General features: G+C 62.5%; 11 protein-coding genes. 7 read left to right on the forward strand and 4 right to left on the reverse strand.

Annotated elements, in window-relative coordinates; all coding sequences use genetic code 11:
* Positions 1-175: 175 nt before the first annotated feature.
* The 4 genes from QQF40_RS06575 (at position 176) to QQF40_RS06590 (ending at position 5,196) form a co-directional block, all read left to right on the forward strand.
* Entirely contained in the window at positions 176-2,614 is a 2,439-nt protein-coding gene (locus QQF40_RS06575; protein WP_285460762.1) for an FdhF/YdeP family oxidoreductase, read from the forward strand.
* Between the two features lie 530 nt (positions 2,615-3,144).
* Complete coding sequence (gene codB / locus QQF40_RS06580; protein ID WP_285460906.1) at positions 3,145-4,407, forward strand: cytosine permease; 1,263 nt, start codon at positions 3,145-3,147, stop codon at positions 4,405-4,407.
* Positions 4,408-4,558: 151 nt separating this feature from the next.
* Positions 4,559-4,852, forward strand: a complete 294-nt coding sequence (locus QQF40_RS06585; RefSeq protein ID WP_285460763.1) for a type II toxin-antitoxin system RelE/ParE family toxin — start codon at positions 4,559-4,561, stop codon at positions 4,850-4,852.
* A gap of 14 nt (positions 4,853-4,866) precedes the next feature.
* Complete coding sequence (locus QQF40_RS06590; protein ID WP_153635856.1) at positions 4,867-5,196, forward strand: HigA family addiction module antitoxin; 330 nt, start codon at positions 4,867-4,869, stop codon at positions 5,194-5,196.
* Positions 5,197-5,340: 144 nt separating this feature from the next.
* Here the strand turns inward: QQF40_RS06590 and QQF40_RS06595 are convergent, their stop codons facing one another.
* The 4 genes from QQF40_RS06595 to QQF40_RS06610 form a co-directional block, all read right to left on the reverse strand.
* Positions 5,341-6,333 carry a DMT family transporter gene (locus QQF40_RS06595; protein ID WP_285460764.1) on the reverse strand — a complete coding sequence of 331 codons (993 nt, stop codon included), beginning with the start codon at positions 6,331-6,333 and terminating at the stop codon, positions 5,341-5,343.
* 162 nt (positions 6,334-6,495) lie between these two features.
* On the reverse strand, positions 6,496-7,677 hold the full coding sequence (locus QQF40_RS06600) for a DMT family transporter (RefSeq protein WP_285460765.1): 1,182 nt from the start codon (positions 7,675-7,677) through the stop codon (positions 6,496-6,498).
* Between the two features lie 197 nt (positions 7,678-7,874).
* Positions 7,875-8,609, reverse strand: a complete 735-nt coding sequence (locus QQF40_RS06605) for an AraC family transcriptional regulator (RefSeq protein ID WP_285460766.1) — start codon at positions 8,607-8,609, stop codon at positions 7,875-7,877.
* A 63-nt stretch (positions 8,610-8,672) separates the two neighbouring features.
* On the reverse strand, positions 8,673-9,134 hold the full coding sequence (locus QQF40_RS06610) for a carboxypeptidase regulatory-like domain-containing protein (protein WP_175088826.1): 462 nt from the start codon (positions 9,132-9,134) through the stop codon (positions 8,673-8,675).
* Between the two features lie 583 nt (positions 9,135-9,717).
* Between QQF40_RS06610 and QQF40_RS06615 the strand changes: the two genes are divergently transcribed.
* From QQF40_RS06615 to QQF40_RS06625, 3 genes are all read left to right on the forward strand, one after another.
* Positions 9,718-10,266: a sugar dehydrogenase complex small subunit gene (locus QQF40_RS06615; RefSeq protein ID WP_285460767.1), complete on the forward strand. Its 549-nt coding sequence runs from the start codon at positions 9,718-9,720 to the stop codon at positions 10,264-10,266.
* A 154-nt stretch (positions 10,267-10,420) separates the two neighbouring features.
* Positions 10,421-12,034: a GMC family oxidoreductase gene (locus tag QQF40_RS06620; RefSeq protein ID WP_285460768.1), complete on the forward strand. Its 1,614-nt coding sequence runs from the start codon at positions 10,421-10,423 to the stop codon at positions 12,032-12,034.
* A gap of 2 nt (positions 12,035-12,036) precedes the next feature.
* Entirely contained in the window at positions 12,037-13,566 is a 1,530-nt protein-coding gene (locus QQF40_RS06625) for a c-type cytochrome (RefSeq protein ID WP_285460769.1), read from the forward strand.
* The last annotated feature ends 243 nt before the right edge of the window (positions 13,567-13,809 follow it).

Genomic DNA, 13,809 nt, shown 5'->3' on the forward strand with positions numbered 1-13,809 from the left:
ACAACTCTGGTGGCGGATCGGCGGAAGTTCAAGTGCGCAACGGCGATCGGCCTTGAAAAAGGCTTGGCGCGAGTCAAGGAAGCAAGAGTGACCCTTGAATTCTTTGTTCGGTGGCGTGCCCGCAGCGGTGTCTGATCTATGCCAGCCGCCGGCCGCCACCGTCAGGAGCCCCGACATGTCCCAAGACCAGACCACGCCAGTCGATTCCTTCAGCCCCAAGGGGGCCCACGCGCCGGCGTTATCGGCGTCGCTGTCCGGCAGTCAGCTGGACCGGCCGCCGGGCGGTGGCTGGCCGTCGATCAAGGCGGTCGAGAAGTTCATCTGGCAGGAGCATCTGCCCATCGAGGGCCATCGCAGCCTGATGAAGATGAACAAGCCCGATGGCTTCTACTGCCCGAGCTGCGCCTGGCCGAATGGTGACAAACCCAAGGGGGCCAACTTCTGCGAAAACGGTGCCAAGGCGCTGGCGTGGGAGGCGACACGTGAACGTGTCAGTGATGAGCTGTTCGCCAACAATACGCTCAGCGAGTTGCGTGAATGGTCGGATCACCATCTGGAGAAGGAAGGGCGCTTGACGCGCCCCCTGCGCTACAACGCCCAGACGGACCGCTACGAGATCACCAGTTGGGAAGCGGCCTACGCCGAGATCGGCCAGCGCCTCAAACGCTATGAGGACCCGAATCAGGTCGAGTTCTACACCTCGGGGCGTACCTCCAACGAGGCGGCGTTCCTGTTTTCCCTGTTCGGGCGCATGTACGGCACCAACAACTTCCCGGACTGCTCGAACATGTGCCACGAGACCACCTCGCGGGCGCTGCCGGAGTCCATCGGCATCGGCAAGGCGACGGTCAATCTCGAGGACTTCAAGCAGGCCGATGCCATCTTCATCTTCGGCCAGAACAGCGGTACCAACAGCCCGCGCATGATGGGGGATCTCCACGAGGCGCGTGGCCGCGGGGCCGAAGTGGTCAGCTTCAACCCGCTGCGCGAGCGGGCGCTGGTCAGCTTTGCCGATCCGCAGTCGCCCAAGGACATGCTGAGCGGCAAGGGCGTCGAGATCAGCAGTCAGTATCATCAGCTGCGCATCGGCGGGGACCTCGCCGCCGTGCAGGCGATGTGCAAGTACGTGATCGAGGCCGACGATGCGCTGCGCGAGCGCAATCCGCATGCGGTGGGCTATCTGGATCACGACTTCATCGCCCAGCATACCCACGGCTTTGATGCCTTCGCCGAGCATTGCCGCAAGCTCGAGTGGCAGGACCTGGTCGCCATGTCCGGACTGTCACGCGAATCGCTGGAACAGGCGGGGCAGACCTATCTGGAGGCTGAGCGCGTGATCTGCTGCTGGGGCATGGGCATCACCCAGCATGCGCGCGGCGGCGACACCATCCAGCAGATCATCAATCTGTTGCTGCTGCGCGGCAATATCGGCAAGCCCGGCGCGGGCGCCTGCCCGATACGCGGCCATTCCAATGTGCAGGGCGACCGCACCGTCGGCATCGAGAACCTGCCCAATGACGCGATGCTGGATGCCTTCGATCGGGTCTTCGATATCAAGTGCCCGCGCGAGAATGGCCATGATGTCGCCGAATGCTGCGAGGCGATTCTGCGCGGCGAGGTCCGCGCCTTCATCGGCATGGGGGGCAACTTCTTCCGCGCGATTCCTGATCAGAAGCGCGTGGTCGAGAAGGTGCACGATCTCGACATGACGGTGCATGTCGCCACCAAGCTCAATCGCAGTCACCTGCACCCCGGCAAGCATGGTTGGGTGCTGCCCACGATTGGCCACAGTGAACGTGACCTGCAGGCGGGCGCCGATGGCAAGGGCGCGGAGCAGGTCTCCAGTGCCGAGGACGGTATGTGCAACGTGGCGCCGTCGCGCGGCGTGATGGCACCGGCGGACCCAAGCCTGCACTCCGAGATCGCCATCACCTGTCAGCTGGCCAAGGCGACGTTGCCGCCGCACCCCACCGTGGATTGGGATTGGCTGCAGGCGGATTACGCACGGATTCGTGGCCGCATCGAAGAGGTCTTTCCGCAGATCTTCCCCGACTACAATGCGCGCCTGGCTCAGGGCGGCTTCCACATCCGCATCGCGCCGCGCGAGCGTATCTGGCATACCGACTCGGGGCGTGCCAACTTCCTGTTCCCCGAGGGGTTGGGCACGGATGAGGAGGGTCTCGACAAGGTGACCCACGAGACACTGAACATGGATAGCACCTTCCTGCTCATCACCATGCGCGGGCATGACCAGTTCAATACCACCGTCTACTCCAATGATGATCGCTATCGCGACGTCTATGGCACGCGCATGGTGGTGATGATCAGCCCGCAGGATCTCGAGACGCTGGGGCTTAGCGAGGGGCAGCGCGTGACGCTGGAAACGGTCAGCGAAGACGGCGTCGAGCGCAGCATGGCGGGCTTCAAGCTCAAGGAATACGACATCCCGACCGGCTGTCTGGCAGCGTACTACCCGGAAACCAATGACCTGATTCCGCTGGATCACCGCGATGCGCGCAGCAATACGCCCGCCTCGAAATCGGTGCCGGTCAGACTGCGCCTGATGGACACTGAAGAGGTCAATGCCAGCGAAGGGGTGTTGGCGAGCAGCTGAAGGGTTCAGCATGAACCGCTAAACAAGGAAAGGCTGAAAAAATTTGCATCCTGTGCTCGGCGTCAGGTTTCGATGTCAGTGCAGTACGCCTCGAGCCACGCCACGCGCTGCACTGAAAGAGTGCGCTGCGTGGCGTTCTGGTGTCTGGCGCTCAAGTTGATGCCAACGTCGGCGTAATTGAGGGGTTTGTAGGTACTGCGCCGGACTAGTCGCGAAATCATTTCTGGAGGCGGTCTTGCGCCCGATCGCGTCTGCTGACAGGCCAGATCCTGACGCCTGTGTCAGCTTCATGAGGCAGACGACGAGCTGGCGTCTTGCACGGTTTGAGGATGGGTGGCGTGAATCTTGCGTGGTGGTAGGGTAGCGACCGCCGCTCTGACCACCACCTTGCGCGCAGGGGGCGGTGGCCGGCGTTCAGGCAGGCTGACACCACCACAAGACTCGACGACTCACGACCGAGCTCCAGGAAGGCACTCATGGCAGAACACTCCTCACCGCACGCCTCAGACCGCACCTCAGATCAGCAATCGATGACAGGCGAATCCGGCAATGACTATCCCTTGAGCGAAGTCCCCGCTTCGGCACGACGTGGGCTGCTTTCCACCTCGATGGTGCTGCTCGGCTTCACCTTCTTTACCGCCACCATGTGGGCGGGTGGGTCATTGGGTGCCGCGTTCGCGCTCAATGAACTGCTGTGGATCATCATGATCGGCAATCTGCTGCTCGGCGGTTACGCCGCTGCCTTGGCCTATATCGCCTGCAAGAGTGGCCTGAATTCAGTGCTGATGGGACGGCTGTGCTTTGGCGAGAAGGGCAGTCGCCTGTCTGACTTCGTGCTCGGGTTCACCCAGATCGGCTGGTACGCCTGGGGCACCGCGACCATCGCCATCGTGCTGGTCAAGACACTCGGCTTGCCCGAGTGGCTGACCACGCCGCTGATGATCATCTTCGGTTTCGCCTTCTGTCTGACGGCGATGATCGGCTATCGCGGGCTGGACATGCTCTCCCGCATCGCCGTGCCGGCCATGCTGCTGTTCATCCTGTTCAGTCTCTACACCGGCATGGTCGATGTCGGTGGCGTGGCAGGCCTTGCGGCACTGACGCCGACGGATTCCATGAGCTGGACGGCCGCCATTACCGCGGTGATCGGCACCTTCATCAGCGGTGGCACCCAGGCAACCAATTGGAGCCGCTTCGCGCGTTCGCCGAAGATCGCCGTCATTGCCACCCTGGCGGCTTTCTTCGTCGGCAATGGCCTGATGGTGCTCACCGGCGCGCTCGGCGCGATGATCTACCAGCAAGCCGATATCGTTGACGTGATGATCGCCCAGGGGCTGGTCAGCCTCGCCGTCCTGATGCTGTTCCTCAATATCTGGACTACCCAGGACAACACCATCTACAACTTCGCGATCGCCGGCTGCAATCTGCTGCGTACCCCGCATCGTCAGCGTGTCACCCTGGGCGGCGCGGCCATCGGCACAGTGCTGGCGGTACTCGGCATGTATGAGTGGCTGATTCCGTTCCTGATTCTGCTCGGTACCTTCATCCCGCCGATCGGCGGCGTGATCATGGCCAACTTCTGGCTAGGCCACAAAGGACAGTATCCGCGCCTCGCCGAGATGCCCAAGGTGGATTACCACTGGCCGGGGCTCGCCGCCTACGCCATCGCCTGCCTGTGCGCCTGGAGCTCACCCTTCATGCCGCCGGTCGTGGGTGTCGTGGTCGCCTTCGTCGTCTACGGCGGGCTGATCAAGCTTGCCAAGGTAGAACTGGCCAGCAAGACGGCGGCGTGAGTGGTTGAGCGTCTGGTGTGAAGGGCAAAGGAATATGAAACGCCCAACGAGTCCTGGACTCGTTGGGCGTTTTTCCTGGGGGGTAGCGTCAGGGTAGAACCACTTGATGCACAACGTGGTTGTGCATAGAATGAGGAAAAAAGGTGCTGCCATGGCGTTGGAATTCGGGGATGTGTGGCTCGAGCGCTTCTATGAGCATGATGTTGGCCACCGCAAGATACCTGCGGCGCTCTCCAGTTCGCTCTACCGAAAGTTGCAGATTCTCGATGCCGCAAGTCAGGAGTCTGATCTGAGGGTTCCACCGAGCAATCGGTTCGAGCATCTGCAGGGCAATCTCGCAGGTTATTGCTCGATTCGTGTCAACAAGCAGTATCGACTCATCTTCCGGTGGGAGGCGGGGGTCGCCCATCAAACATATCTAGACCCGCATGCTTACAAGGGCTAGAGGAGGTAGCAGTGATGAGAAACACCCAGCGACGCCCGCTGACGGTAGGAGAGATGTTGACGGCAGAGTTTCTGGAGCCGATGAACATCGATATCCGCACCCTGGCCGAGGCGATGGGAGTGCACAGAAATACCCTGAGCCGTATCGTGCATGACAAGGGCACCTTGACGGCACCGATGGCCATCAAGCTGGCGGCTGCGCTAGGCAATACGCCGGAGTTCTGGCTCAACATCCAGCATGCCGTGGAGCTTTGGGATGTGCGACATCGTGCCTACGCGCAGGATGCCAAGGGCGTACGTCGGATAACACCGCAAGTGGATGCCGGCGAGCTTGCCTCGCATTGACGGCGCGCGCTCTTCACGGCGAGTGATTGAGATGGCGTGAGCCCGAGAGCTTATGCCCAGCAATGCAAAGCCCCAGCCTGAAACTCAGGCTGGGGCTTTGTGCTTTGCGCATTTGGTAACGCCTCGTCGTGCCGCTCACATTGATCAAGCGGTCGCTGGCTTCACCTGAATTACTAGACAGACGGCGATCAGCGCCATGCCGAGCCAGCCGAGCGGAGCAATATGTTCCCCGACGATGGTGACGGCGAGCAGGGCGGCGACCAGCGGTTCGAACAGGGTGAGCAGGGTGGCCTTGCTGGCGGCAACGGTCTTCAGGCCGTAGCCGAAGGCAATATAGCCAAGGAACATCGGTACCAGCGCCATGTAGAGTGCGAGCGATGTGTTGCCGGGGGTGGCGAACAGGCGCGGGTCGGCCACCAGCATGCTGAGACCCAGGCCGGCGATCAGCGCGATACCGGCGACGCCGAACAGGCTGCCCATGGCAGCGCGGGCGTGGGTGCCGTGGTCCATCATGCACCGGGCGATCAGCGAATAGGCGGCGTAGGTCGTGCCGGCGATGATGCCCAGCAAGATGCCGGTCAGGCGTTGCCAGTGAGCGTCAGACACGCTCCCTGACCCTGTCCCCATCGTGTCGCCGCCGGCGCTGATGGCGGCAATATCTCCTCCATGAGTGGCCGTTTCGCCCACCGCCATCATCACCACACCGGCAATGCCCAGCGCGAGGCTGAGATACCAGCTCAGCGTGAGTCGGTGGTGGCCGAACAGGCGCTCCAGAATCGCCGCTGCCAGTGGCGACGTGGCGATGGTGATCACCGTGCCGATGGCGACACCGGCCAGATGCAACGAGGAGTAGAAAGCCAGCGGGTAGATGACGACACACACAGCACCGAGCAATACCCAGCGCTTCTGCGCCAACAGCAGGCTCAGACAGCCCATGATATTGGGTCGTGCGATCATTGCCTGAAGCAGGCCGCCGATACCCATGGCGAAGGCGCCGGTTGCCAGCGGACTGACATCCTGGTTGAAGTGGGCCGCCGTGCCGGTGGTGCCCCACAGCAGCGCGGCAAACAGCACGGCCAGGCTACCCATGTCGGTCGACCGTGAAGAGGCCGCGATATCAGAGCGATTGGTTGTCATGGTGATGTCCTTGCGTGTCTTGCCAATCCCGCGGCCTATTTCAGTCGCAGCATGAGTCCTGCGAAAGTGTGCTGAAACCACTTTCGGTCAAGTGAGTCGCCGTGCCGGCTGACTACCGCTCAGGGCGCGCACTCCAACTTGCCAACAATTCGCTCATGGCCGTCAGGCGTCGTGATGCTGCCATGGCGCCGACCCTTGCTCAGCCCCTTGCTCCGACCCTTGCTTGGCATCGCGGCCATGCTCGGTTCCGCTCCACGGGTCACGCCACGAATCACGCTCACCCCAATGGGCAGCGTCGTCTTGTGGCTCAACCAGAGCGTCGGAGGCCGTGTCGGGCGTCGTCCAGGCCGCGAGGTCTGCCTGCGGGCTGGCCATCGGCGCCTGCGTTGCCTGCGGCCGCAATTGCAGCATCAGACAGGTCATGATCAGCACCATGCCGATGGCGCCCATCAGCGTGAACTGCTCGCCGACCACGATGACGGCCAACAGTCCCGCCAACAGTGGCTCGAACATGGTCAGGACTGTCACCCGGCTGATGGGCACGCTGGCGAGCCCGCGTCCGAAGATGAGGCTGGCCAGCAGCATCGGGATCAGCGCCATGTAGATGGCGACCGCCGAATTCACCGGCGTGGCAAACAGGCGCGGATCGAGGAACAGGCAGCTGATGGCCAGGCCGATCAACAGTATGACGCCGGCACAGCCGAACATTGCCCCCATGGCTGCACGGCGATGCACGCCCAGCAGCATCATGCGTCTGGCAAGCAGCGAATAGGTGGCGTAGCTCGCGCCGGCCAGCACGCCCAGCCCGATACCGATGAGCTTGCGGATTTCGCTGGCAACGCCGCTGGCAGTGGCTTGCGCTGCCGTATCCGCCAGACGTGTCTCGCCCACTGCCATCAGCCCCACGCCAGCCATGCCCAGCATCAGCGCTGCGTACCAGCGCACACTGACGCGCTTGCGGTCCAGCACATATTCCAGCACCGCTGCCGCCAACGGCGCCGTGGCGATGGTGATCACGGTGCCCATCGCCACGCCGGTGTATTCCATGGCCGAATAGAATGCCAGCGGGTAGACGATGATGAACAGCGCTGCCCACAGCACGAGATGCTTGTGAACCAGCAGGGCGGCCAGCTCCTCATGAAGGATTCGTCGCGACAGCACTGCCTGCAGAATGCCGCCAAAGCCCATGGCGAAGGCGCCGGTGGCCAGCGGACTGACATCCTGATTGAAGTGGGCGGCGGTGCCGGTCGTGCCCCATAGCAGGGCGGCCGTGAGGACGGAAAGGTTGCCGATCTGGCGTTCCAGCGCTGGGTGGAAGGGCGTCCGGGAGAAGGAGTGCTGCATGGTGGATGGCTCGCAATGAAGTGTGTCTCGGTGTGCACGAGATTACGCCTCATCGCGAGAATATATTGTGCTGAAACTACGCTCTGATCTGCCAGGAGAAGCAAAACGTCATATACCGCTAGAGTGCGGTGGTGGACTGCTGGTTCGGATGCTCAATCGGTTGTTCAGATGATCGAATCAGTCGGTCATTCAGTCATTCAGTCATTCGGGGGAGTGAGGCTCGAATACTGGCGCGTCATCTCGCGTGGCGACTGGCCGAAGTAGCAGGAAAAGCGCCGCGAGAAGGCGGAGAGGTTCTGATAGCCGACGGCCTCGGCGACCTGCTGTACGCTGAGATCGGTATGGATCAACTGCGCCCGCGCGCGCTCCATGCGTCTGGCAGTCAGGTACTGCTTGACGCTGACGCCCAGATTGTCGCGGAACACCTTGTGAAACTGGGTCGGGCTCAGGTGGGCGAGTCGGGCCAGTGATGCCACGTCGTGGGGCTGCTCAAGCTGCGCGTTCATGACATCGAGCACCCTGAGCAGACGACGGTCGACGCGTTGATCACAGGTCTGCTTCTCCAGCAGGCCGAGAAACAGCGCGATGGAGAGCTGATCGATGTGCTTGTCGACCTCACCTTGCAGCTGCGCTTCGAGAAACAGCAGGTAGTTCATCAGCAGGGTGCTGATCGAGAACACCACGCGTTGCGACGCCGCAAGGTTGTCGGGCAGGTAGTCCAGGTCAGCGACGATGAAGCGCGCGGCGTCCTTGGCATGAAACAGATGTGACTCCCCGGGGCGAATGATGACGCACTCGCCGGTGACCACGGTGCCGTGATGGTTGCCGACCTGGATATCGAGATGGCCGCGGATCGGCAGCACCAGCTGGTGGTGGTCGTGATCATGGACCGTCGCCTGTGGCGTATAGGCGCGCAGCGAGAGTGTCGTCATGGTGCGGTGGCCATCATCCGGCGATGCAAGGGCAGCATGGAGAGCAAGAGAGACATGCGCCTGTCATCGGCTCAGCTCGATGCTGCGGGTCTGGCCACGGCCGACCTGAACCTGACTGAGGATCAACGGGCTGCGTGTGCCGTCCGGCAACTGGACGACACCGGCGACATAGAAGGTGCCGGATGGCAGGCCAGTGGCATTGAAGTAGCCATTGCTGTCAGTGCGCACGCTGTGGGTGTAGGCCTGGGCGCGCGGGTCGGCGCGAGACGCCGTCTTGCCTGCCAGTGCCAGTTCCGCGGCTTCCGCGGAGTAGGTGGTGACCGGGGCGATCGAGATGCCCGCCCGGTTGGCGTAGATCGTCTGGCCCTGCCACTCATAGGACATGCGGCCCTTGATCACCGAGGTGCCGGTCTTGTCGAGCCTGGCGTACTCCGCCTCCGGGAAGGCGACGGTACGCTGGACGCGCTGCTCGCCCTGTTCGGGCTGTGAAGAGCCGAAGTCCGGCAGCGAAATGCTGTCGGCCATGCGCGAGGCGCTTTCACACCCGGCAAGAACGGCGGTACACATGAGCAGAGCGAGCGGAGTACGCAAGTGACGAAGCATGGCGAGTCTTCCCTGAAGTCGAGTGATGGGTGGCGCGTGCGGCTTGAGAGCGAATCAGTCTGACCACATCTATTGCTCTTGCCCCACATCCTACTGCGCTGAGCACGGCCAGGGAACTGCCGGTGGGCGGGAGGCAGGCGCGGGTGACTGCCCCGTCAGGCATCGGCATTCGCTGGCATCCGCTGGTAACTCTCGCGGTTTCGACCGACCCTTGTCGGTAGGCCAGCAGCAAGCGTTTGCCCGCTAGCGGGCTGGGTTGCACAAAGCACGCCTCTGGAGTTGCTTAAACAGGAACTCCTTGTTCATTATACGTTTGTCTATAACGTGATGGCGCTTGTTACCATGCTGCTCATCAAACCCTGTGCAAGGGCTACGCAAGAGCTGTTCGAAACCGCTCGAGGTCTGCTTGTGTGCTGTTAGAGCGCTATTCGAGTGCAGCACACAGGCGTCAATACTGCCTTGTGCACTGGCGTCGGGTGAACCATTCATTGTCCGGGAGGGCCGCATGTCGACATCCCAGAGTGCTACTGATCCTTCACGTCGCCAGCTATTGAAGCTGGGACTCGGTGGAGCAGGCATGGCCGTGTTCGGTGGCCTGTCCCTTCAGGCCCTGGCCGAGACGGTCGCTGACGATCAACAGACGCAGGATGACAGTGCCTTCGCGACGTTCATGGTCCTGTCGCGCTGGCTGCTCAGCGACAAGACCCTGGATAAGTGGCTGGGCCAGCGCTACTTCGAGGCGCTGGCGAGAATTCCGGCCGAGGGTGTACCCGGCGTCGGCAGCTTGCCGGCCCTCAAGACCCGCCTGCTGGCCCTGGGCGAGTCGCGAGAGTACGTGACAAAGGAAGACCTGAGCGACGGTGAGATGGCGCTGGTGCGCCGTCTGCTGCAGGCCTGGATGCTCGGCACGGTCGGCAAGTCGATCAGTGACCCTGACGCCGAGGTCATCGCCTTCGAGCGCGCTGGCATGTATGCCGGGCCGCGCGATGTGCAGGTGGTGCGTACCTATTGCCCCAACCGTCCGGGGTTCTGGGCTGAGGCACCCAAGGCCTGACTGGTCACGCCTTCTTCAGATCTGCGCGTGACGGATGGTAGGGCCTCGGGTTCGTGCTGAGACCTCCGCTTCTGATATCGCCCGCGTGCCAGACCTTCCAGGGGCGTCCTGACCGCTCCTGTTGCTGTTCCCAATTTCCCGAGGAGAATCCTGCATGGCCGAGGAATCCCGTTCGTATGATGCCGATGTGATCGTGGTCGGGTCTGGTGTCGCCGGCGCCCTGATCGCACATCGCCTGGCCGAGGCCGGCAAGTCGGTCCTCATGCTGGAAGCAGGCCCGCGCATGCAGCGCTGGCAGATCGTCGAGCGCTTCCGCAACCAGGCCAACAAGATGGACTTCATGGGGCCTTATCCTGCCACCAACGCAGCGCCCCATCCGATGCTCTACGGCGAGAATGCCGACTATCTGGTACAGAAGGGGGAGCAACCCTACGACGCCCAGTACATTCGTGCCGTCGGCGGCACTACCTGGCACTGGGCGGCGTCTGCCTGGCGTTTTCTGCCCAGCGATTTCGTGCTCAAGAGCGAGTATGGCGTCGGGCGCGACTGGCCGATCGGCTATGACGACCTGGAAGACTATTACTTCCGTGCCGAGGTCGCGCTGGGTGTCTGGGGGCCGAATGATGTCGATCTGGGTAGCCCGCGCAGCGCCGAGTATCCGATGGCACCGCTGCCGCTGTCGTGGAACGAGCGGCGGGTCAGCGAGCGTATCAATCCCCACGGCTTTGACATGGTCACCGAGCCGGTGGCGCGCAACAGCCGCCCCTATGATGAGCGCCCGACCTGCTGCGGCAACAACAACTGCATGCCCATCTGCCCGATCGGTGCGATGTATTCCGGCATCATCCATGTCGAGAAGGCCGAACGTGCCGGTGCCAGACTGATCGACAATGCCATCGTGCATCATCTGGAAAGCGACGCCAGCGGCAAGATTCGCGAGGTGCGCTATCTGGACCCCGACGGCAAGCAGCATCGCCTGAGTGCGGCGCGGGTGGTGCTGGCGGCCAATGGCATCGAGACCCCCAAGCTGATGCAGATGTCAGTCAACGCCCATACCCCCGATGGGGTGGGTAACCAGAACGACATGGTCGGCCGGCATCTCATGGATCACCCCGGTACCGGGGTGAGCTTTCTGGCCGATGAGCCGCTGTGGGCGGGGCGTGGCCCTCAGGAGATGACCTCGATCATCACCTGGCGTGACGGCGACTTCCGCAAGGGCTTCGCATCCAAGAAGCTGCACCTGTCCAACATTGCCCGCACGCAGCAGATGACCACGGAGGTGCTGTCGGAAACACCGCTCAGGCTCGGCGCGGATCTGCAGGCGCAAATCGATAATCGGGCCAGCCGCTATGTGCAGTTCGACAGCTTCCACGAGCTGTTGCCAGAGGCCGCCAATCGCATCACGCCGTCAAAAAAACGTGACGCTCTCGGCCTGCCGCGCCCGGAATTCCGTTATGCTATCGATGATTACGTCAAGCGCAGCGCCGCGCATACCCGTGAACAATATGCGCGTATCGCTCAGCTGATGGGAGGCACCGACATCGCGTTCCGTGATGAGTTCTCCAACAACCAGCATATCTGCGGTACGACCCTGATGGGAGACAACCCCAAAGACTCCGTGGTGGATCGCGATTGCCGAGTGCATGGCCATGACAACCTGTTTGTCGCCAGCTCCGGCAGCATGCCCACCGTCGGGTCGGTCAATTGCACCCTGACCATCGCGGCGTTGTCTCTGCGTATTGCCGATCTGCTCGAACAGGAAATATAAGCATGGTCCCGCACGTCCGTACTGCTGGCACCCGTGATGCCATTGATGAGAAAGGTCGCGGTGCCCGCCCGACCCTTCGCCCCGCACGCCTGACCCGTGCCGTCCGCCTGGCCGCCATTGCGGGCACCAGTGCCATGTTGCTCAGCGCCTGCGGCAGCGGCGAGGATGAGCACGCCAGACAGGTACAAGCCGACAAGGCCGCCACCGATGACCCCGCGCTGATCGAGAAGGGCCTGTACATGGCGCGCGCCAGTGATTGCGCGGCCTGTCACAGCACCGAGGACGGCGATGAATATGCCGGTGGCCTCGGCTTCGAGACCCCGGTGGGCGAGATATACGCCACCAACATCACCCCGGACACCGAGCACGGCATCGGCAACTACACCCTCGAGGAGTACACCCGTGTGCTGCGCGAGGGCGAGGCTGCCGATGGTCACAACCTCTATCCGGCGATGCCGTTCCCGTCCTACGCTCGTCTGACGGATGAGGACATCAAGGCGCTCTATGCCTGGAACATGCATGAGGTGGCGCCGAGCAGCACGCCCAACCGCGAAAGCGAGATTCCGTTCCCGCTCAACATGCGTTGGCCGATGGCGCTGTGGGAAGAGATCTTCTCGCCGCTGGAGCCGTGGCAGGACCACGAGGACAAGAGTGCCGACTGGAACCGTGGCGCCTATCTCGTCCAGGGGCCGGGCCACTGTGGCAGCTGTCACACCGAGCGTGGCTTCGCCTTCCAGGAAACGGCGCTGACCGGTGATGAAGAAGGCTATCTGGGCGGGGCGATGATCGAAGGCTGGCGCGCCTTCAACCTCACGCCGGACATGCAGGATGGTCTGGGCAGCTGGAGCGAGCAGGATATCCAGACCTATCTGGCGACCGGCAACCTCAAGGGCAAGGCGCAGGCTGGCGGCCCGATGGCGGATGTGGTCGAGCACTCCATGCGTTACATGAGTGAAGACGACCTGCGCGCCATCGCGGTCTATCTGAAGTCGATTCCGGCGGTGGATGGCAAGGGCGAGCAGGGCGAGGCGGTCAATGATGGTGATCGCGAGGCCGAAAGCGAGCCGCAGGTCGCCACGCGCTTCAATCAGGGGGCACCGGCCGATGATGTGCTGTTGCTGCGCGGTCAGCCGCTGGACAAGCGTCCCGACGATGAAGATCTGATCGGCCAGCTGACCGATGCCACGCCGGGCGTGCGTCTGTATCTGGGCCACTGCGCCATGTGTCACGGCGCGGATGGTGCCGGCACCCAGGATGGCTACTACCCATCGCTGTTCCACAACAGCGTGACCGGCAGTGTCTATCCGGACAATCTGGCCCAGGCGATCCTCAATGGCGTGCAGCGTGAGAACAATGGTCACAGTGTCTTCATGCCGGCCTTCGATGACAGCCTGACCGATGATGAGCTGATCAATCTGATGGACTATCTCGAGAATCGCTTCGGGGAAGGCCATCAATCCGAGACGCTGGCATCGCCCGAAGCACGTCGTCAGCAGCTGAGCGACAAGCTCGAGGACTGGCGCAAGCACTGAGTCCGGTGCAGGCTCTGAGGTCTGTGCTGACAGGCCTGCGCAAGTGCTGGGTCGCCGAGTAAAAAAGACAGCCCATGAAAGCGGGCTGTCTTTTCCGTGACCTGCGCCACGGCGCCGACATGCGATTGTCGTGTGCGTTCAGTGCCGTCTCATCCCGCGCTCGGTATCCTCCACGACTGGATCGTCCATGACTGGATCGTCCATGACTGGTTCATCCGTGGCTGGCGATGTCACACAGTTGGG

The sequence above is a fragment of the Cobetia sp. LC6 genome (assembly GCF_030264805.1).
GTDB lineage: Bacteria > Pseudomonadota > Gammaproteobacteria > Pseudomonadales > Halomonadaceae > Cobetia.

Excerpts from the sequence above, each read along its gene's own strand:
- QQF40_RS06575 (WP_285460762.1), top strand. The coding sequence starts at position 176 with ATGTCCCAAGACCAGACCACGCCAGTCGATTCCTTCAGCCCCAAGGGG.
- codB (WP_285460906.1), top strand. The coding sequence starts at position 3,145 with ATGACAGGCGAATCCGGCAATGACTATCCCTTGAGCGAAGTCCCCGCT.
- QQF40_RS06585 (WP_285460763.1), top strand. The coding sequence starts at position 4,559 with ATGGCGTTGGAATTCGGGGATGTGTGGCTCGAGCGCTTCTATGAGCAT.
- QQF40_RS06590 (WP_153635856.1), top strand. The coding sequence starts at position 4,867 with ATGAGAAACACCCAGCGACGCCCGCTGACGGTAGGAGAGATGTTGACG.
- QQF40_RS06595 (WP_285460764.1), bottom strand. The coding sequence starts at position 6,333 with ATGACAACCAATCGCTCTGATATCGCGGCCTCTTCACGGTCGACCGAC.
- QQF40_RS06600 (WP_285460765.1), bottom strand. The coding sequence starts at position 7,677 with ATGCAGCACTCCTTCTCCCGGACGCCCTTCCACCCAGCGCTGGAACGC.
- QQF40_RS06605 (WP_285460766.1), bottom strand. The coding sequence starts at position 8,609 with ATGACGACACTCTCGCTGCGCGCCTATACGCCACAGGCGACGGTCCAT.
- QQF40_RS06610 (WP_175088826.1), bottom strand. The coding sequence starts at position 9,134 with ATGGCCGACAGCATTTCGCTGCCGGACTTCGGCTCTTCACAGCCCGAA.
- QQF40_RS06615 (WP_285460767.1), top strand. The coding sequence starts at position 9,718 with ATGTCGACATCCCAGAGTGCTACTGATCCTTCACGTCGCCAGCTATTG.
- QQF40_RS06620 (WP_285460768.1), top strand. The coding sequence starts at position 10,421 with ATGGCCGAGGAATCCCGTTCGTATGATGCCGATGTGATCGTGGTCGGG.
- QQF40_RS06625 (WP_285460769.1), top strand. The coding sequence starts at position 12,037 with ATGGTCCCGCACGTCCGTACTGCTGGCACCCGTGATGCCATTGATGAG.